At 63.6% G+C, this 16,193-nt stretch carries 20 protein-coding genes; 12 read left to right on the top strand and 8 right to left on the bottom strand.

Annotated elements, in window-relative coordinates; all coding sequences use genetic code 11:
- Positions 1 to 27 precede the first annotated feature (27 nt).
- From ruvA to AC1DYJ_RS06935, 4 genes are all read right to left on the bottom strand, one after another.
- Positions 28 to 648, bottom strand: coding sequence for a Holliday junction branch migration protein RuvA (gene ruvA, locus AC1DYJ_RS06950; RefSeq protein ID WP_477286622.1), 621 nt, complete (start codon positions 646 to 648; stop codon positions 28 to 30).
- A 10-nt stretch (positions 649 to 658) separates the two neighbouring features.
- The gene (ruvC, locus tag AC1DYJ_RS06945; protein WP_477286620.1) at positions 659 to 1,168 is read right to left on the bottom strand and encodes a crossover junction endodeoxyribonuclease RuvC; all 510 of its coding nucleotides are present in this window, start codon (positions 1,166 to 1,168) and stop codon (positions 659 to 661) included.
- 68 nt (positions 1,169 to 1,236) lie between these two features.
- On the bottom strand, positions 1,237 to 1,767 hold the full coding sequence (gene rcdA / locus AC1DYJ_RS06940) for a protease adaptor protein RcdA (RefSeq protein ID WP_477286618.1): 531 nt from the start codon (positions 1,765 to 1,767) through the stop codon (positions 1,237 to 1,239).
- Between the two features lie 386 nt (positions 1,768 to 2,153).
- A complete protein-coding gene (locus AC1DYJ_RS06935; protein ID WP_477286616.1) occupies positions 2,154 to 2,534 on the bottom strand; it encodes a hypothetical protein in 381 nt (126 codons plus the stop codon).
- Between the two features lie 307 nt (positions 2,535 to 2,841).
- On the opposite strand from AC1DYJ_RS06935, the gene AC1DYJ_RS06930 reads away from it, so the two are divergent.
- Positions 2,842 to 3,393 (top strand): DUF2269 family protein, encoded by a 552-nt coding sequence (locus tag AC1DYJ_RS06930; protein ID WP_477286614.1) that lies wholly within the window; start codon positions 2,842 to 2,844, stop codon positions 3,391 to 3,393.
- Between the two features lie 43 nt (positions 3,394 to 3,436).
- On the opposite strand, the gene AC1DYJ_RS06925 is transcribed toward AC1DYJ_RS06930, so the two are convergent.
- The gene (locus AC1DYJ_RS06925; RefSeq protein WP_181062220.1) at positions 3,437 to 4,207 is read right to left on the bottom strand and encodes a sulfite exporter TauE/SafE family protein; all 771 of its coding nucleotides are present in this window, start codon (positions 4,205 to 4,207) and stop codon (positions 3,437 to 3,439) included.
- 197 nt (positions 4,208 to 4,404) lie between these two features.
- Here AC1DYJ_RS06925 and AC1DYJ_RS06920 point away from each other — a divergent pair, with 197 nt between their 5' ends.
- Positions 4,405 to 4,863: an N-acetyltransferase family protein gene (locus AC1DYJ_RS06920; protein ID WP_477286612.1), complete on the top strand. Its 459-nt coding sequence runs from the start codon at positions 4,405 to 4,407 to the stop codon at positions 4,861 to 4,863.
- Between the two features lie 12 nt (positions 4,864 to 4,875).
- On the opposite strand, the gene AC1DYJ_RS06915 is transcribed toward AC1DYJ_RS06920, so the two are convergent.
- Positions 4,876 to 5,313 (bottom strand): Lrp/AsnC family transcriptional regulator, encoded by a 438-nt coding sequence (locus AC1DYJ_RS06915; protein WP_477286610.1) that lies wholly within the window; start codon positions 5,311 to 5,313, stop codon positions 4,876 to 4,878.
- Positions 5,314 to 5,447: 134 nt separating this feature from the next.
- On the opposite strand from AC1DYJ_RS06915, the gene AC1DYJ_RS06910 reads away from it, so the two are divergent.
- The 3 genes from AC1DYJ_RS06910 to AC1DYJ_RS06900 all read left to right on the top strand — a co-directional run bounded on the left by AC1DYJ_RS06910 (position 5,448) and on the right by AC1DYJ_RS06900 (position 8,278).
- Positions 5,448 to 6,359, top strand: a complete 912-nt coding sequence (locus AC1DYJ_RS06910) for a DMT family transporter (protein WP_477286608.1) — start codon at positions 5,448 to 5,450, stop codon at positions 6,357 to 6,359.
- A 145-nt stretch (positions 6,360 to 6,504) separates the two neighbouring features.
- Complete coding sequence (locus tag AC1DYJ_RS06905) at positions 6,505 to 7,152, top strand: thiamine phosphate synthase (protein ID WP_477286606.1); 648 nt, start codon at positions 6,505 to 6,507, stop codon at positions 7,150 to 7,152.
- Positions 7,153 to 7,198: 46 nt separating this feature from the next.
- Positions 7,199 to 8,278 (top strand): tetratricopeptide repeat protein, encoded by a 1,080-nt coding sequence (locus tag AC1DYJ_RS06900; protein ID WP_477286604.1) that lies wholly within the window; start codon positions 7,199 to 7,201, stop codon positions 8,276 to 8,278.
- A 9-nt stretch (positions 8,279 to 8,287) separates the two neighbouring features.
- On the opposite strand, the gene AC1DYJ_RS06895 is transcribed toward AC1DYJ_RS06900, so the two are convergent.
- Positions 8,288 to 9,304: a zinc-dependent alcohol dehydrogenase family protein gene (locus tag AC1DYJ_RS06895; protein ID WP_477286602.1), complete on the bottom strand. Its 1,017-nt coding sequence runs from the start codon at positions 9,302 to 9,304 to the stop codon at positions 8,288 to 8,290.
- A 100-nt stretch (positions 9,305 to 9,404) separates the two neighbouring features.
- On the opposite strand from AC1DYJ_RS06895, the gene AC1DYJ_RS06890 reads away from it, so the two are divergent.
- The 7 genes from AC1DYJ_RS06890 (at position 9,405) to AC1DYJ_RS06860 (ending at position 15,526) form a co-directional block, all read left to right on the top strand.
- Positions 9,405 to 10,265, top strand: coding sequence for a LysR family transcriptional regulator (locus tag AC1DYJ_RS06890; RefSeq protein WP_477286600.1), 861 nt, complete (start codon positions 9,405 to 9,407; stop codon positions 10,263 to 10,265).
- A gap of 162 nt (positions 10,266 to 10,427) precedes the next feature.
- Complete coding sequence (efp, locus tag AC1DYJ_RS06885; RefSeq protein WP_112559678.1) at positions 10,428 to 10,994, top strand: elongation factor P; 567 nt, start codon at positions 10,428 to 10,430, stop codon at positions 10,992 to 10,994.
- Positions 10,995 to 11,019: 25 nt separating this feature from the next.
- Entirely contained in the window at positions 11,020 to 11,820 is an 801-nt protein-coding gene (locus tag AC1DYJ_RS06880; protein ID WP_477286598.1) for an inositol monophosphatase family protein, read from the top strand.
- Between the two features lie 98 nt (positions 11,821 to 11,918).
- The gene (gene trhA, locus AC1DYJ_RS06875; protein ID WP_477286596.1) at positions 11,919 to 12,623 is read left to right on the top strand and encodes a PAQR family membrane homeostasis protein TrhA; all 705 of its coding nucleotides are present in this window, start codon (positions 11,919 to 11,921) and stop codon (positions 12,621 to 12,623) included.
- 177 nt (positions 12,624 to 12,800) lie between these two features.
- Positions 12,801 to 13,826, top strand: a complete 1,026-nt coding sequence (locus AC1DYJ_RS06870; protein WP_477286594.1) for a MotA/TolQ/ExbB proton channel family protein — start codon at positions 12,801 to 12,803, stop codon at positions 13,824 to 13,826.
- Position 13,827: 1 nt separating this feature from the next.
- A complete protein-coding gene (locus AC1DYJ_RS06865) occupies positions 13,828 to 14,859 on the top strand; it encodes a peptidoglycan -binding protein (RefSeq protein WP_477286592.1) in 1,032 nt (343 codons plus the stop codon).
- A 238-nt stretch (positions 14,860 to 15,097) separates the two neighbouring features.
- Positions 15,098 to 15,526: a hypothetical protein gene (locus tag AC1DYJ_RS06860; RefSeq protein WP_477286590.1), complete on the top strand. Its 429-nt coding sequence runs from the start codon at positions 15,098 to 15,100 to the stop codon at positions 15,524 to 15,526.
- Positions 15,527 to 15,705: 179 nt separating this feature from the next.
- Here the strand turns inward: AC1DYJ_RS06860 and AC1DYJ_RS06855 are convergent, their stop codons facing one another.
- Entirely contained in the window at positions 15,706 to 16,059 is a 354-nt protein-coding gene (locus AC1DYJ_RS06855; protein ID WP_477286588.1) for a DUF1304 domain-containing protein, read from the bottom strand.
- Between the last annotated feature and the right edge of the window lie 134 nt (positions 16,060 to 16,193).

The raw sequence follows: 16,193 nt of genomic DNA, 5'->3' as shown, positions 1-16,193 counted from the left end.
AAGTCAATCCGGCGTTGCGTTTCACACTCACCGCGCCAGTTCCTTCAGTCCAAATCGAATGAGCTTCGAGGCATCCGCATCCTCGCCGGCAGTCTTCAGCGCCGCCGCCACCGCATTGGCTGCGGTGTCACGCGAATAGCCGAGATTGACCAGCGCCGAGACGGCGTCGGTGATCGGCGCCGGCGCGACGCCTTCGCCGAGTTCCTGTTTGAGGCCGATCGTGCCGGAGGCGGTTCCGGCATAGGCCGGCGCCTTGTTCTTCAATTCGGTGACGATGCGCTCGGCGACCTTCTTGCCGACGCCGGGCGCTCTGGAGACCATGGCAATGTCGCGCAGCGCGATCGCATTGGCGAGGTCGGCCGGAGCCAGCGTCGACAGGATGGCCAGCGCCACCTTGGCGCCGACGCCCTGCACATTGTTCATCAACAGCCGGAACCATTCGCGTTCCAGCACCGACTGGAAGCCATACAACCGGATCATGTCCTCACGCACATAGGTTTCGATGAACAGCACCACCGCCTCGCCGGGCGAAGGCAGCGACGCCAGTGTGCGCGCCGAACAATGGGCGACATAGCCGACGCCATGCACGTCGACGAGGCAGAAATCCTCGTCGATCTCGTCGAGCGTGCCTTTCAACTTGCCGATCATGCCAGATCCCTCATGCCAGCGCCGCCATCCGGTAGGCGACGCTTTGCCGGTGATGCGCGTGGCAGATGGCGATGGCCAGTGCGTCGGCGGCATGTTCGGTATCGAAAGTGGCTTTCGGCAACAGCACCTTGACCATCATGTGGATCTGCTTCTTGTCGCCATGGCCAACGCCGATCACCGCTTTCTTGACGGCATTGGGGGCATATTCGGCGACGACAAGGCCCGCGCGCGCCGGCACCAGCATGGCAATGCCGCGGGCCTGGCCGAGCTTCAGCGTCGCCACCGCATCCTTGTTGACGAAGGTCTGTTCGACGGCCGCCTCGTGCGGCATGGCTGCATGCAGGATCTCGGCCAGCCCGTCATGCAACTGACAAAGCCGTGTCGCCAACGCCGCCTTGTCGTCGGAGCGCACGGTGCCGGAGCCAATAAAGCGCAACGAATTGCCGAGGCTTTCGACAATGCCCCAGCCGGTGCGCCTAAGCCCCGGGTCGATACCGATGATGCGAATCGCTTGCCCCATGTGCCCGAGTCTACCTCCGGCGGACAGCGATGCCAGCGAAATGTGAACAAACCGGAAACGGGAGGCGTTTAACCCCGGGCGAAAGCCGTGTTGAGCAGCGTGATCTGGTCTGAAACCGGATTGGCGCGGCGGACGGCCGACGGCGCCTCGGCGAACGCCCCACCATAGATCTCCTCGTCCATGCGACGCACCAGCGCCTGCAGGCGCAGCGAGCGGGTGACGAGGTCGAGGAAATCCTTCGGCAGTTCGTTCCAGCCGGCAGCTTCGTCATGCGCCGAAGCGGTATCGAGGCGCACCTTGGATTTTTCCGAAGCGACCTGGTCGCGGGTCATCTCGCCGGAGTTCGCCGCCCGCTGTAAAAGCAGCCAGGAAGCAACCTGCATCAGCCTGGTGGTCAGCCGCATTGACTCGGCCGCATAGAGCGTCGCTGCCAGCCTGGACAGCTTTTTCGCCTCAGCCCGGCCCTTGCCGTCGAGATATTCGGCTGCTTGCTCAACCAGGCCCATGCCTTCCTGGTAAAGCGGTTTGAAGGATTGGGAGAAAACCCGGCGTTCCGCCAGCTTGATGGTTTTCGCGCTGCCCTTCGAAGGCTCGTTCATCGTACGCCCCTGCACTGCCCCGTCGGCTGATTCGGCTTCTTCGCCGTCACGCCGGCACCCTAGATGACTGAAGCTTGAAAATGCGCTTCGCGATTGGCGAAGGCAAGCACATGTTTAACAAACGGTTAACGCCGGCGCATGGGTGCTGTGTTGCCTGAAATGCGGGCAAAAAAAGAGCCGCGGATAAGGCGGCTCTCAGGAGTTTAACAGGGAGGCGTCAAACGAAGTGGCTCCAACCACTCGGTAAGAATCCAGATAACTGGATGGACATAGTAAACACCTGTAAAGCTTAATGAACCCTTAACGGAGCGGATATTTCTTGATCGACCGCTGCCCTTCTGTGCCGTATCAGCACAACGGCCGGCGGAACCTGATCGTCGGGTTGCTCACGCCTTCTTCCAGATCGCCGGCAAGGAAATGAAGGCGAAGAGCAGCATTCCCGCATAAAAACCGATCGAGGAAGAGGCCAGCACCGGCTCGATCTCCGGATGGCCGGCAAGTTCAAAATAAAGCCCGATCATCAGCGCGATGCCGCTGATTGCCGTCAGCCAGAAATGCACGACGGCAATCGTCTTTTGCCCGACAGCCGGGAACAAATGGTAGAAGAAGGCGAACACCGCCGACATCAGCCAGCCCGCCACCATGGTGTGCGCATGGGTCGGCATCTGCCCGTGATCATTGGTGATCGCCATGTGCAGGCCCAGGGCCATGCCGCACAGCGAATAGATGACGGCCAGGGTGAAGAAATTTCGTGCTACGCCTTGCATGGGATACCCTCGTTGATTGCCGCAGACTTGGTCCGATCGCACGCGGCCAAAATGAAACGTCGGTCGCCAGCGGCTTAGTCCCGGCAGGTTTCAGAATCATGCCGCGAAACTAGCCAAACCCGACAAGACGTCTATCCGGCAAATGCCGGGTATTCTCAGGGCTCGCGGCAAAACCGGTGATCGCGCCGCCGCAACAAACCGGCACCCGTGCGGCATCTCCTGGATACATGTACGGCGATAATTCGCCCTCCTTTGGCAGCAGACGCGCAACCAGCGTTTGCCCTGGAACGACGCAAAAGGAGCGGCAATGGACTGGTATTCGATCGTCAAATTTCTCCACATCGTTACGGCCACCTTGTGGGTCGGAGGCGGGTTCGTGCTGTTCCTGCTCGGCATGCTTGCCGAGCGTGCCGGCAACATCGAGGAAAAGCTGCAGGCGATCCGCGCCAGCGGCCAGCTGGGCGGCAGGTTTTTCGCGCCGATGTCGATGCTGACGCTGATCTTCGGCTTGATCATGTGCAGCTTCTGGGTGGGGTTCGCCGATCTGTGGATCGTCATTGGCCTTGTCGGCTACGCCACCACCTTTTCGATCGGCATGTTCGTCTTCAAACCGATCGGCGAGCGCATGGGAGCCGCGATCGCCAAGGAGGGCATGTCACCTCTCGTCCTTGCCATGGGCCAGCGCATGATGAGCGTGGCACGCTTCGACTATGCCGTGATGCTGGTCGTGGTCGCGGACATGGTGCTCAAGCCGTCCGAGCACGACATCGGTATTCTCGCTGCCATGGTTTTGGTTGTCGTCACCGGCGCCGCACTGGCCTTTGGCGGCAACCGCCGCCTCGTGCCGAGCGCTGTCTAACACCCGAGAGTATGGAGGCGACCGTGCGGCCGCCTCGCGCCGCTTACATCAGGCCGGCGATCCCGTCCCACAAAAGCTTGACCGCGACCACGGCCACGGTCGCGTAGGTGAAGGGATAAAAGATCTCCGGCCGCATGCGCCGCACCAGCCAGGCGCCGGCAATGGTGGCCAGCGGCGCCAGCGGCATCAGCACGGCGGATGCCGTCAGATTGGCGGTGTCGAACTGGCCAAGCGCGAAATAGGGGATCAGCTTCAGCGCATTGGTGGCGGCAAAGAAGATTGCCGATGTCCCCGACAGCACTTTCGGGTCGAGCCGGATCGGCAGCGCATAGACCTGGAAGGGCGGTCCACCGACATGGGCGACGAAGCTGGTGAAGCCGGCGACGGTGCCCCAGAAGGCGGCGGCGATGCGGTTGGGCGCCGCCGCATGGTCCGAACCGTGGCGAAACTGCAGATAGAGCCAGCGCAGCACGAAGATGAGCGCGACAGCGCCGACGATGAGCCGCACCATCTCTTCGGTGACCAGGGCTGCCGTCAGCCAGCCAAGCCCGATGCCGATCACCGCGCCCGGCATCATGTCGACCAGCATCTTGCGGTCATAGACGCCCCACCACGTCCACACCGAAACGATGTCCATCAGGCACAGGATCGGCAGCAGGATGGCGGCCGCCTGCACCGGTGGCATGGCCAGTGCCATCAGCGGCACGCCGACAAAGCCGACGGCGCCGCCGAAGCCGCCTTTCGACAAGCCGACAAGGATGACCGCCGGAATGGCGGCGGCATAGAACCACGGATCGGCGAGCAGACCTGACATGGGATGAAGGGGGCTGGAGGGAAATTGTCGCCTGCCATAGCTCAGAAACCTGTGCGCCGCGACAGCGAAAATGCCGGCCGGCGATGTAAGCTATCAACTGTCCGTAATTTGACCGTTCGGGATTTGCGGCAAGATCGCCCCCGATGCATAAGGGCGCCATCCCCCGATGCACCAGCTTTTGACCCCAGGTTTTGACAATGAGCGAACCCAACATCCGCCGCGCCGAAGCAGCCGACCTGCCGGCCATTGTCGCCATGCTTGCGGACGATCCCCTCGGCAGCAGCCGCGAGGACGCCAGCGAACCGCTGGCCAAAGCCTATCGCGATGCCTTTGCGGCTGTGAGCGCCGACCCCAATCAGTTTCTCGCCGTGATGACGGACGACGGCAAGGTGATCGGCACGCTGCAGATCAGCTACCTTGCCGGCCTGTCGCTGCAGGGCGCCTGGCGCGGCCAGATCGAGGCCGTACGCGTCGCCGCTGACCGGCGCAGCGAAAGGCTGGGGCAGCGCCTGCTGGAATGGGCGGTCGAGCAATGCCGCGCACGCGGCTGCAAAATTGTCCAGCTGACCACCAACAAGAGCCGCCACGACGCGCATCGCTTCTATGACCGGCTCGGCTTCAAGGCCAGCCACATCGGCTACAAACTGGAGCTATAGCTCGAAAGCCGTTTACCCGAGCGGTGGCGGCCGGCGGCGGATCGGCTGCGCCTTGATGATGGCGGTGCTGGTTTCGGCCTTGTCGGCGATGCGGTCGAGCAGCTTGTCGAGTTCGCCCATCGAACGCACATAAAGCCGCGCCACGAAACAATCGTCGCCGGTGACCTTGTCGCACTCGCCGAATTCGGGGATCTCTTCGATCAGCTGCTGCACGATATGCAGCTTGCCCGGCAACGGCCGCACCCGCACGATCGCTTGCAGCGGAAAACCCAGCGCCTCCGGATCGATCTCGACGGTGAAGGCGCGGATGACGCCGCGCTCCTCCAGCCGCCGCAGCCGCTCGGACACACTCGGTGACGACAGCCCGACCTGCTGCGCCAGTTCCTTCAACGAGGTCCGGGAATCCTTGACCAGTATATCGAGAAGCTTTCTGTCCAGCTCGTCCAGCATTTTTCGTTTCCTCGCAAAAGGCAGAGATCGCCTTATTAAATTAGGTGATACACACATATCACCTTTCATAGATCATATAAACCCTCAGAATCGCATGAGATTATCCCGCCTCAACAGATATCGGAGGTATTGTCATGGACAGCACGGTGCGCGGCACGATCGAAATGACGGCGGCGATGACAATCATCGGCACGATCGGCTGGTTCGTCGTCATGTCGGGCCAGCCGGTCATGGACGTGGTGTTCTGGCGTTGCGCCTTCGGCGCGGTAGCGCTGCTCATCACCTGCGCAGCACTCGGGCTGCTGCGCGGCAGGCTGACGCTTCGCATTGTTGCCATCGCCGCGCTCGGCGGCGCGGCCATCGTCATCAACTGGCTGTTGCTGTTCAGCGCCTTTTCCCGCGCCTCGATCTCGATCGCCACGGCAGTCTACAACACCCAGCCCTTCATGCTGGTCGGCTTCGGCGCGCTGTTCTTCGGCGAGCGCCTGACCCTGACCAAGCTGACCTGGCTCGGCATCGCCTTCGCCGGGATGCTGCTGATCGTGCAGACAGGGCCTGATGCCGGTTCCGGCATCGTCGGCACCGATTATGTCACCGGCATCGGCATGGCGCTGGGTGCTGCCTTCTTCTGGGCTGTCGCGGCCATCGTCGCCAAGAAGCTCAAGGGCACTCCACCGCATCTGATCGCGCTGATCCAGGTCTGCGTCGGCGTCATCATGCTGGCGCCCTTTGCCAACCTCTCACATTTGCCTACCGACAGCTGGAGCTGGGCCATGCTGGTCACGCTCGGCGTTGTCCACACCGGCCTGGTCTACATATTGATGTATGGCGCCATCCAGAAACTGCCGACGCATCTGCAGGGGTCGCTGTCGTTCATCTATCCGGTCGTGGCGATCCTGGTCGACGTCATGGCTTTCGGCCATCGGTTGCACCCGGCCCAGTTGGTTGGCGCCGCTGCCATCCTGATCGCCGCCGCCGGCATGAATCTCGGCTGGACTTTGTGGAAGGCCAAATCGCCGGCCGAAAGCCCGCAAGCCGTCAAATGAGCCGCGGACCGGCTGCTCGCCGGCGATCGTAAACCAAGCCGTCGCATCGATCCCCGCCCGCCTGTTCAAGGCGGGCGCTTTGCTCTATGCCGCCGCAATGCAACCATCTTCGCCCGGCATAGGCGAATTCCCGGATCGAAAGCCAATGAACGACGCAACACCCCCCAATCGCTGCCGCATCGTGCTGATCGCGCCCAAGGACGCAGAGGCGCAGCGCATTACAGCTGCGTTCGAGGGCGGCGATATCGCTTCGCTGATCCTGCCTGAAAACGGCATGGACGAGGCTGCCTTCCAGGCCTTTGCCGAACAGATCGTGCCGGTGGCGCAAGCGGCCGGCATCGCCGTCATCATCGCCGGCGACACCCGCATTGCCGGCCGCGTCCAGGCCGACGGCATTCATGTCGAGGTCTCCAAGGACGCGCTCGCCGAAACCATCGAACACTTCCAGGGCAAGATGATGGTCGGCGCCGGCGGCGCCAAGACCCGCGACGACGCGCTGGAGCTCGGCGAAACCAGGCCCGATTACATCTTCTTCGGCCGCTTCGGCTACGACAACAAACCGGAGCCGCATCCGCGCAATCTGTCGCTCGGCCGCTGGTGGGCCGACATGATCCAGATCCCTTGCATCGTCATGGCCGGGTCGGACCTTGCTTCGGTCGAGGCAGTGGCCGACACCGGCGCCGAATTCGTAGCCCTGTCGAGCGCCGTCTTCGCCGACGGCGCCGATCCGAAGGCGGCGATTGCTGCCGCCAATGCGCTACTCGACGAAACCGCGCCGCGCTTCGAGGACTGACGTGCGCCGACCCGGACTTCCGATCGCGGTTCTGGTTGCGGCCTTGATGAGCGGGGCAGCGATGGCGGCGGAGCCCGTTCCGCTGCCGCAGCCGAGGCCCGACACGAGCGCACCCGATACCGGCGCGGCTGATGCGAACGCCCCCGATGCTGGTGCCGCAAAGGCCGGTGCCACAAAGACCGATGCCACGAACTCCGGCGTTCATGTCGACAAGCCGATCGAGACCCCGCTGCCGCAGCCCGCGACGACCGCGCCGCTGCCGTCGGCCGACGCCATCAACCCCGAGCGTTTCGGCGCCAAGCCGGCGGACCCCGCCTATGGCGCTTTTCAGCGCGGCCTCTACAAGACCGCCTACAATCTGGCGCTGGTGCGGGCCCAGAATGGCGACCCGGCGGCGCAAACGCTGGTGGCCGAGATCCTGTCGCGCGGACTGGGCGTGCCGCTCAACCCGGCCGAGGCCGCCAAATGGTATGCGCAGGCTGCCGAACAAGGGATTCCTGAATCGCAGTTCCAGTATGCGCTGATGCTGCTCGACGGCCGCTACGTCAAGAAGGACGAGAAGGGCGCGTATGCGCTGATGCAGGCCGCCGCCGAGGCCGGCAACCGCCTGGCGCAGTTCAACTTCGCGCAGCTGCTGGTCCAGCAGGATCCGGGCGACGCCGGCATCGCCAGGGCCGTGCCCTACTATGAGCGCGCCGCGGCGACCGGCCTTGCCGATGCCCAGTATGCGATGGCGCAGGTCTATGCCAATGGCGTCGGCGGCAAGCCGCACGACGATGCCCAGGCACGCCGCCTGCTGACGCAGGCCGCCAGGCAGAACTACGACACCGCGCAGATCGATCTTGCCGCCTGGATGATCGAGGGCCGCGGCGGTGCTCGCGACCTGAAATCTGGCTTCAACTGGATGAAGCAGGCCGCCGAAGGCGGCAACGTCGCCGCCCAGAACCGGCTGGCAAAGCTTTACATGGGCGGCATCGGCACCGACCCCGACCTGATCCTGGCCGGAGCCTGGTACGTGGTCGCCCGCCGCGCCGGCCTTATCGATCCGGAGATGGACGATTTTCTGCAAGGGCTGACTGACGACCAGACCAAGCAGGCCTTGCAGAAGGCCAACCGCCTGCCCTGACGGGCGACGTCACCTGACATGATCGAGCACGACCTTGCCGAAGGGCGAGCCATGTTCGAGATGGCGAAAGGCCCTTGCCGCCTCTGCCCAGGGAAAAACCTGGTCGATCACCGGCCGCAGCCGGTTGACGGCGAGCGCCCGGTTCATCGCCTCGAAGGATTCGCGCGAGCCGACCGGAATGCCGCGTGCTTTCACCTGGCGGCGGAAGATGTCGAGCGGATTGATCGCCCCTTCGCTGCCGCCGAGATAGCCGATGACATTGATCTGGGCGCCCCGCGCCGACGCCTTGAGCGACTGCGCGAAACTTTGCGGGCCGCCGACTTCGATGATGTGATCGGCGCCACGGCCATCGGTCAGCGCCAGCACGGCTGACGACCAGTCCGCAGTGTCGCGGTAGTTGACGCCGTCATGCGCGCCAAGCTCTTTTGCCCGCGCAAGTTTCTCATCGCTGCTCGACGTAACGATGACGCGCGCGCCGGCGACCTTTGCGAACTGCACGGCAAACAGCGACACGCCGCCGGTGCCGAGGCTGAGCACGGTTTCGCCCGGCTTGAGCTTGCCTTCGGTGAACAACGCATGCCAGGCGGTGACGGCGGCGCAAGGCAATGTCGCCGCCTCGACATCGCTGAGATACGCCGGGACCGACACGGCCGCCTGTTCGTCCAGCCGGGCGAATTCGCTGAGCAAGCCGTCGATCGGACCGCCGCGCTGGTAGGAGGCTTCCGCCATCGCGAAGCCGCCGCCGACCCAGCGCTGCCAGAACGTGCCGCAGACCCGGTCGCCGACCTTGAAGCGGCTGACCTCGGCGCCGACCGCAACCACCTCGCCGACGCCGTCGGAAAGTGGCACCAGCGGCAGCGGGAATGTCGTGTGATAGCTGCCGCGCGCGATCTCGACATCGCGGTAGTTGAGCGCCGTCGCCTTGACCCTGATGATCATCTCCTGACGGCCGGGTTCCGGTATCGGTCGTTCGACCATCTTGAGATTGTCGATGCCGCCCGGGCTCTGCAGTTCGATTGCCTTCATCTCATCGTCCTTTGCTTTGAACGGAAAATCGCTTGCCAGACGATGGATTTCAAATTCATAATGTTGAGAATAATTATGTCCATTGAACATGACTTCTGAGATGCTTGAGGAACTGCGCACGCTTGCTCTTTTTGCCGAGGAAGGCTCGATCCAGAAGGTCGCCCGGCGCCTGCCGCTGACCCAGCCGGCCGTGACAAGGCAGATTCAACGGCTGGAGGACATGCTTGGCACGACATTGCTCGACCGCCGGCAAAAGCCGCCGCGACTGACGCCGGCGGGTCTGGAAGTGCTGGCGCGCGGCCGCGACATCCTGGCTTCGGTGGAAGCGCTGAAATCCTTTGCCGGCAAGGCCGAGCCGGAAGGCCTGCTTCGCCTTGGCCTCGCCCATGGCCTCTCCGACCGCGACGTTGCGGAAGCCATCGCCAACGCCGCGGCGCTCTTCCCAAAAGTGTCGTTGCGGCTGAAGACCGGCTGGAGCGCCGAACTGGTCGATCAGTTCGATCGCGGACAACTCGACCTCGCTATCGTGCTGCGCGCGGGCGGCAGCGAGCACGGCGGTGCCTGCATCGGCACCGAACGTCTCGGCATCGTGACGAACGAGCAGGCGGGGCAGATACCCGACCTCAAAAATGCAGCCTGGATTTTGAGCCCTGCGCCCTGTGATGCGCGCCAGCGTCTGCTTGCTGCTCTTGGCGATGACGGCCGCAGACTATCCATTGCCGCTGAAATCCAGGATCCGACCATGCAGCTGGAATGGGTGCGCCGCGGCCATGGTGTTGGCCTGATGCCGATGCGCCTTTTCGGCAAGCAGGTGCCGCAGGGCGTGACGCTCGTCGAAACGAAGGCACTCGACCTGTCGCTGCAGGTCGTTGTCCTGCGCTCGCCGCACATCCATCGGTTGGCGAAGGTCGCCCAGGCCATCGCCGACGCGGTCGGTTCGGTTGTCAATCAGCCCGACTGATCGTGTCCGTGTCGGCGCCGTATCCAGTGCCCGACATGCGCATATCGATGCCTTCCGGTCGGCGCCAACCTGCCGGCTCCCTTGCCTCTTCGGGTGATTTGTGGTCTTGGGAGCCCGAAATCGCTTGTCCAGCGACCATCTCATTCCCGGATCAACATCATCATGGCCAAGATCAATGGCAACGAAATCCGTCCCGGCTATGTCATCGAGCACGATGGCGGCCTCTGGGTGGCGGTCAAGACCAACACCGTCAAGCCCGGCAAGGGCGGCGCCTACAACCAGGTCGAACTGAAGAACCTGATCAACGGCACCAAGCTCAACGAGCGCTTCCGCTCGGCCGAGACCGTCGAGCAGATCCGGCTCGACCTGAAGGATTTTTCCTTCCTCTACGCGCAGGACGACGCGCTGGTGTTCATGGACACGCAGAGCTACGAGCAGCTCGAACTGGCCAAGGATTTCGTCGGCGACCGCGCCGCCTTCCTGCAGGACGGCATGATGGTGACCGTCCAGCTCTATGAGGACAGGCCGATTGGCATTTCGCTGCCCGACCAGGTGACGCTGACCATCACCGAGGCCGACCCCGTGGTGAAGGGCCAGACCGCGGCGTCCTCCTACAAGCCGGCGGTGCTGGAAAACGGCATCCGCGTGCTGGTGCCGCCATTCATCGGCGCCGGCGAACGCATCGTCGTCGACACCAACGAACTCACCTACATGCGCCGCGCAGACTAAGGCGCAGCAGCAGGAAGAAAATACGATGGCACGCTCAGCACTTCTCAATGTCATGGTCCAGGCCGCCATGAAGGCCGGCCGTTCGCTGGCGCGCGACTTCGGCGAGGTGCAGAACCTGCAAGTATCGATGAAGGGGCCGGGCGACTATGTCAGCCAGGCCGACCGCAAGGCCGAGGACATCCTGTTTGCCGAACTGTCGAAGGCGCGCCCCGGTTATGCCTTCCTGATGGAAGAGCGCGGCGCGGTCGAAGGCGAGGACGACCAGCACCGCTGGATCGTCGACCCGCTCGACGGCACCACGAATTTCCTGCACGGCATCCCGATCTTTTCCATCTCGATCGCGCTGGAACGCCAGGGCCAGCTGGTCGCCGCCGTCATCTACAATCCGGCAATGGACGAACTCTACACCGCCGAGCGCGGCGGCGGCGCCTTCATGAACGACCGCCGGCTGCGCGTTGCCGGCCGTATCAAGCTCACCGACTGCGTGATCGGCTGCGGCATCCCGCATCTCGGCCGCGGCCAGCACGGCAACTTCCTGGTCGAGTTGCGCAATGTCATGGCCGAGGTCTCGGGCGTGCGCCGCCTCGGTTCCGCCGCGCTCGATCTCGCCTATGTCGCTGCCGGCCGCGTGGACGGCTTCTGGGAAACCGGCCTGTCGGCCTGGGACATTGCCGCCGGTCTGCTTTTGGTCCGCGAAGCTGGCGGTTTCGTCTCCGACATGGATGGCGGCCAGGACATGCTCAACGCCGGCTCGGTCGTTGCCGGCAACGAAGTGATCCAGCGCGCGCTGCTCAAGGCGGTGAAGAAGCCGATCTCGGCGCGCTGACAGGACTGGCGCGCTGAAGCGCCGCAGTCGTAAAACCGCAACCGAAGCTTGAAATACTGGCCGGCGACCTCCCAGATAGGGATGACGCAGGACCTTTGATGACGAGCACGCCGCCAGTATCCCCGCAAGAATCGCCGGTTGAGATCCCCTTCATCGGCCGCTGGCACTATTCGCGTGCGGAAATGATCGCCGATGGCATCGTGCATGCGGTCGGCATTGTGCTGGCGATAGCGGCCGGCTCGGCACTGCTGGCGCTGGCCGCCTTCCATGCCGGTCCCGGCGAATATGTCGCCGCCGTCTTCTTTGTGGTGTCGCTGCTGACCGTGCTGTCGATATCGCTGACCTACAATCTGTGGCCGGTGACGTCGCCGGCGAAATGGATCTTGCGGCGGTTCGATCATGCCGCGATCTATCTCCTGATCGCCGCGACCTACACGCCCTTTCTGGCTCAGCTCGACGGCTCGCCGCTGGCGTTGCCGATGATTGTCCTCGTCTGGACCGCGGCCGTGACCGGCATCGCCATCAAAGTGTTCCTGCCCGGCCGCTTCGACCGCCTGGCCATTGTCTTCTATCTCGCCATCGGCTGGAGCGGCATCGTTCTGGTCAAGCCGCTGGTCGCGACGCTGCCGACAACGTCGATCGCGCTGATCGTCGCCGGCGGCATCGTCTATTCCTGCGGCGTCATCTTCTTCGCCTGGAAGGGGCTGCGTTTCCACAATGCCGTCTGGCACGGCTTTGTCATCACCGGCGCCGGGCTGCATCTTGCCGCCATGGTCGACTGCCTGGTCATCAACCGCCTCTGAACGGCGGAGCGCGGCCCGCCCTGTCGGGCAATATTGCCAAGCGCCATTCAATTTGGTCACAATTCCGTTTAGAGTCGCGAATTACGTGATCGGCGGCACTGGAGCAATTCCAGGGAAAGCGGTTTCCCGTTCGGAATTGCGTCAAGGCAAATAAAGAGCATCGGAAACGGGGCACGGATGGCTTTTCTCAGATCCTTCGGCGTGGGCAGACGCTCTGATGTCCTGATGTACGATCCGCACAAGCTGTCGAGCCCGCAGGTTTTCCTCCTGACCATGGTCATCTTCCTGGTCATCGTCGCCTTCATCGCCGCCATCCTCACCCGCCAGATCTCGACCGCCTTCGGCAGCAATCCCGGCCTCAACGGCCTGATCGTCGGCGTGCTGGTGGTCGGCATCCTGCTTGCCTTCGCCCAGGTCGGGCGGCTGTTTCGCGAAGTGCGCTGGGTCAATTCTTTCCGCGCCGGCTCCGAGACCACCGAACCGGTGCTGCTGGCGCCGATGAAGGCGATGATCGGCCGCTCCTCGACCGTGGCCTTCTCGACCTCCTCGATGCGCACCATGCTGGATTCGATCGCCACCCGCCTCGACGAAAGCCGCGATACCTCGCGCTACCTCGTCGGACTGCTGGTGTTCCTCGGCCTGCTCGGCACCTTCTGGGGCTTGTTGAACACCATCGGCTCGATCCGCGAGACCATCGAATCGCTCGATCCCGGCACCGGTGATGCCGCCGCCGTGCTCGATTCGCTGAAGCAGGGATTGTCGGCGCCGCTGGCCGGCATGGGCACCGCCTTCTCGTCCTCGCTGTTCGGCCTGTCCGGTTCGCTGGTGCTCGGCTTCCTCGACCTGCAGGCCGGCCGCGCCCAGACCCGCTTCTACACCGAGCTCGAAAACTGGCTGTCGTCGGTCACCGATCTCTCCTCCGACATCGTCGTTGCCGATCCGGCCAAGAGCGAACCTTCCGACGAGATCCGCCTTCTGTCGGAACGGCTGCGCAGCATGCAGGAAAGCGGCGGCGGCTCCAATCCGCGCGTCGCCACCGCCATGGCCAATCTCGCCGACGGCATTTCCGGCCTGGTCAAGAACATGCGCTCCGAGCAGCAGATCATGCGCGACTGGGTCGAGGCCCAGTCGGACGAGCAGAAGGCGATGCGCAACACGCTGGAAAAGATCGCCGACGCGCTGAAGAAGCCTGGGGTGCACTAGCATGGCGCTTGCCAGGGGCCGGCGCACCGACCGCCGCATCGACTATTGGCCGGGCTTCGTCGACGCGCTGTCGACGCTGCTTCTGGCCATCATGTTCTTGCTCACCGTCTTCGTGCTGGCGCAGTTCCTGCTCGGCCGCGAACTCTCGGGCAAGGATACCGCGCTCACACGCCTCAACTCGCAGATCAACGAACTGACCCAGTTGCTGGCGCTTGAGCGTTCGACGACGCAGGACAAGGACGATTCGCTGGCCAACCTGCAGGCGTCGCTGTCGGCGGCGGTAGCGGAGAAGAGCCGGCTGGAGCAATTGCTGGCGCAAGGTGCGGGCGCCGGCGACGCCGCCAACCAGCGTGCGGCTGAACTGGGCGGCGAACTCGACAACCAGCGCCAGATCAGCCAGCAGGCGCTGAGCCAGGTCGAGATCCTCAACCAGCAGATCGCAGCACTGCGCAAGCAGATCGGCGCGCTCGAGGACGCCCTCAACGTCTCCGAAACCCGCGACCGCGATTCCAACACCAAGATCGCCGATCTCGGCCGTCGGCTGAACGTCGCGCTGGCGCAGCGCGTGCAGGAGCTGAACCGCTACCGCTCCGACTTCTTCGGCCGCCTGCGCGAAATCCTCGCCGACCGCGAGAACATCCGCATCGTCGGCGACCGTTTCGTCTTCCAGTCGGAAGTCCTTTTCCCGACCGGATCCGAAGAGATCAACGATGCCGGCAAGGTCGAGATGAAAAAGCTCGCCGACGCCATCATCGAATTGCAAAAAGAGATTCCGCCGGAGATCAACTGGGTGCTGCGGGTCGATGGCCACACCGACAACAAGCCGCTGTCCGGCGCCGGCCGCTACCGCGACAATTGGGAATTGTCGACGGCGCGCTCGACCTCGGTGGTGAAATTCCTGATCGAGAACGGCGTGCCGGCAAACCGGCTGGTCGCCGCCGGCTTCGGCGAATTCCAGCCGCTCGATCCCGCCGACACCGAAGAGGCCCGCAACAAGAACCGCCGCATTGAACTGAAGCTCACCGAACGGTGATTTTCAGTCACGCGAATTTGTTCGTCGGCTCAACTCTAGGGCGCAAGACAGCCTCGGCAAGGCCTGAAAACATTATCTTTTTTTAATTACACTTCGCTTTTTCGGGCTCCTAATTTGCCGCGCAGGGCCGAGAACCGCCGGCGATGCCTCCCATCGCGACGCGACGGGACCGACGGCCCGCGTCCGGAAGGCGGAGCGAAAGCGCTTGCCCCTTCCACAGCAGGAGGAGACGCACATCATGCGCTCTTTGAAGACTCTCAGGACTGCAGCCCTCACGACACTTCTGATCGCCGTTCCGCTCGCCGGCGCCTATGCCGCCGGTGACCACCACAAGGGCGCCCTCGACGCCAGCTCCCCGACCGACATGACCGGCCCGCGCGTGACCGGCCTCATTGAGCAGGCGCAGGGCGTCGAACAGGGCATCACCGATGCAAGGCAGGCCAACACGATCACGGCGGCCGAGGCGCAGAGGCTGCACATGCGGGCCGCCCATATCACCCAGGCTGCCGAGCGGACGGCCGCCGCGGATCATGGCAGGATCCCGGCCGCGAAGTACCGCGATCTGCTGCGCCGTCTCGACAATGTCGACCAGGCGCTCATGTCCGACACCGGCAGCGGCTTCATGATGGGTGACGGCTCCGACGGCGGCAACTATCCGAACGGCTGAGCTCCGCTCTTGATATTCCCGGAATGAGGAAGGGACTGTCTGACGCCCTCGGGATCTAGAGCAATTCCAGGAAAAGTGTGAAGCGGTTTTCCGTCCGGAATTGCGTCAAGCAAGAGACAGAGCGGTTCGCCATTTTCGTGAAAACGGTGAGCAGCTCTGCCCCAAGGGCGTCCTTTTTGTCACCAGCCAAGCCACAGCGCGGCGAGCGCCAGCACTGCCGGAACGGTCTGGATGTACAGGATTTTCCTGCCAACAGTCGCCGCGCCATAGACCCCTGCGATGGCGACGCAAAGCAGGAAGAACACCTTGATCTGGAATCCGGCCGCGCCGAGGTAGAGGCCCCAGATCAGCCCGGCGGCAAGGAAGCCGTTGTAAAGGCCCTGATTGGCGGCCAGGACCTTCGACGCACTGGCAAAATCCGGCTTGAGGTTGAACGCCTTGTGGCCGCGCGGCGTGTCCCACAACACCATTTCCAGATAGACGATGTAGAGGTGGATCAGCGCCACCAGCCCAACCAGAATATTGCCGATCATATTGCTCTCCCCTCATGGCGGTGTTGCGCCGCTGGCCAGCATTCCATGCACGCCCTCGCCTGTGCAAGCTGCATCGGCGAGAGCAACCTTTGAGGGTTGCCAAGCCTGGCGCATTGGTATCTTTTCCCGCCGTC

The sequence above is a fragment of the Mesorhizobium sp. P2_B11 genome (genome assembly GCF_056404855.1).
The sequence above is the reverse complement of the archived record's forward strand: the minus strand, read 5'-3'. Positions and strand labels throughout refer to the sequence as shown.

Excerpts from the sequence above, each read along its gene's own strand:
- ruvA (WP_477286622.1), bottom strand. The coding sequence starts at position 648 with ATGATCGGCAAGTTGAAAGGCACGCTCGACGAGATCGACGAGGATTTC.
- ruvC (WP_477286620.1), bottom strand. The coding sequence starts at position 1,168 with ATGGGGCAAGCGATTCGCATCATCGGTATCGACCCGGGGCTTAGGCGC.
- rcdA (WP_477286618.1), bottom strand. The coding sequence starts at position 1,767 with ATGAACGAGCCTTCGAAGGGCAGCGCGAAAACCATCAAGCTGGCGGAA.
- AC1DYJ_RS06935 (WP_477286616.1), bottom strand. The coding sequence starts at position 2,534 with ATGCAAGGCGTAGCACGAAATTTCTTCACCCTGGCCGTCATCTATTCG.
- AC1DYJ_RS06930 (WP_477286614.1), top strand. The coding sequence starts at position 2,842 with ATGGACTGGTATTCGATCGTCAAATTTCTCCACATCGTTACGGCCACC.
- AC1DYJ_RS06925 (WP_181062220.1), bottom strand. The coding sequence starts at position 4,207 with ATGTCAGGTCTGCTCGCCGATCCGTGGTTCTATGCCGCCGCCATTCCG.
- AC1DYJ_RS06920 (WP_477286612.1), top strand. The coding sequence starts at position 4,405 with ATGAGCGAACCCAACATCCGCCGCGCCGAAGCAGCCGACCTGCCGGCC.
- AC1DYJ_RS06915 (WP_477286610.1), bottom strand. The coding sequence starts at position 5,313 with ATGCTGGACGAGCTGGACAGAAAGCTTCTCGATATACTGGTCAAGGAT.
- AC1DYJ_RS06910 (WP_477286608.1), top strand. The coding sequence starts at position 5,448 with ATGGACAGCACGGTGCGCGGCACGATCGAAATGACGGCGGCGATGACA.
- AC1DYJ_RS06905 (WP_477286606.1), top strand. The coding sequence starts at position 6,505 with ATGAACGACGCAACACCCCCCAATCGCTGCCGCATCGTGCTGATCGCG.
- AC1DYJ_RS06900 (WP_477286604.1), top strand. The coding sequence starts at position 7,199 with ATGAGCGGGGCAGCGATGGCGGCGGAGCCCGTTCCGCTGCCGCAGCCG.
- AC1DYJ_RS06895 (WP_477286602.1), bottom strand. The coding sequence starts at position 9,304 with ATGAAGGCAATCGAACTGCAGAGCCCGGGCGGCATCGACAATCTCAAG.
- AC1DYJ_RS06890 (WP_477286600.1), top strand. The coding sequence starts at position 9,405 with ATGCTTGAGGAACTGCGCACGCTTGCTCTTTTTGCCGAGGAAGGCTCG.
- efp (WP_112559678.1), top strand. The coding sequence starts at position 10,428 with ATGGCCAAGATCAATGGCAACGAAATCCGTCCCGGCTATGTCATCGAG.
- AC1DYJ_RS06880 (WP_477286598.1), top strand. The coding sequence starts at position 11,020 with ATGGCACGCTCAGCACTTCTCAATGTCATGGTCCAGGCCGCCATGAAG.
- trhA (WP_477286596.1), top strand. The coding sequence starts at position 11,919 with ATGACGAGCACGCCGCCAGTATCCCCGCAAGAATCGCCGGTTGAGATC.
- AC1DYJ_RS06870 (WP_477286594.1), top strand. The coding sequence starts at position 12,801 with ATGGCTTTTCTCAGATCCTTCGGCGTGGGCAGACGCTCTGATGTCCTG.
- AC1DYJ_RS06865 (WP_477286592.1), top strand. The coding sequence starts at position 13,828 with ATGGCGCTTGCCAGGGGCCGGCGCACCGACCGCCGCATCGACTATTGG.
- AC1DYJ_RS06860 (WP_477286590.1), top strand. The coding sequence starts at position 15,098 with ATGCGCTCTTTGAAGACTCTCAGGACTGCAGCCCTCACGACACTTCTG.
- AC1DYJ_RS06855 (WP_477286588.1), bottom strand. The coding sequence starts at position 16,059 with ATGATCGGCAATATTCTGGTTGGGCTGGTGGCGCTGATCCACCTCTAC.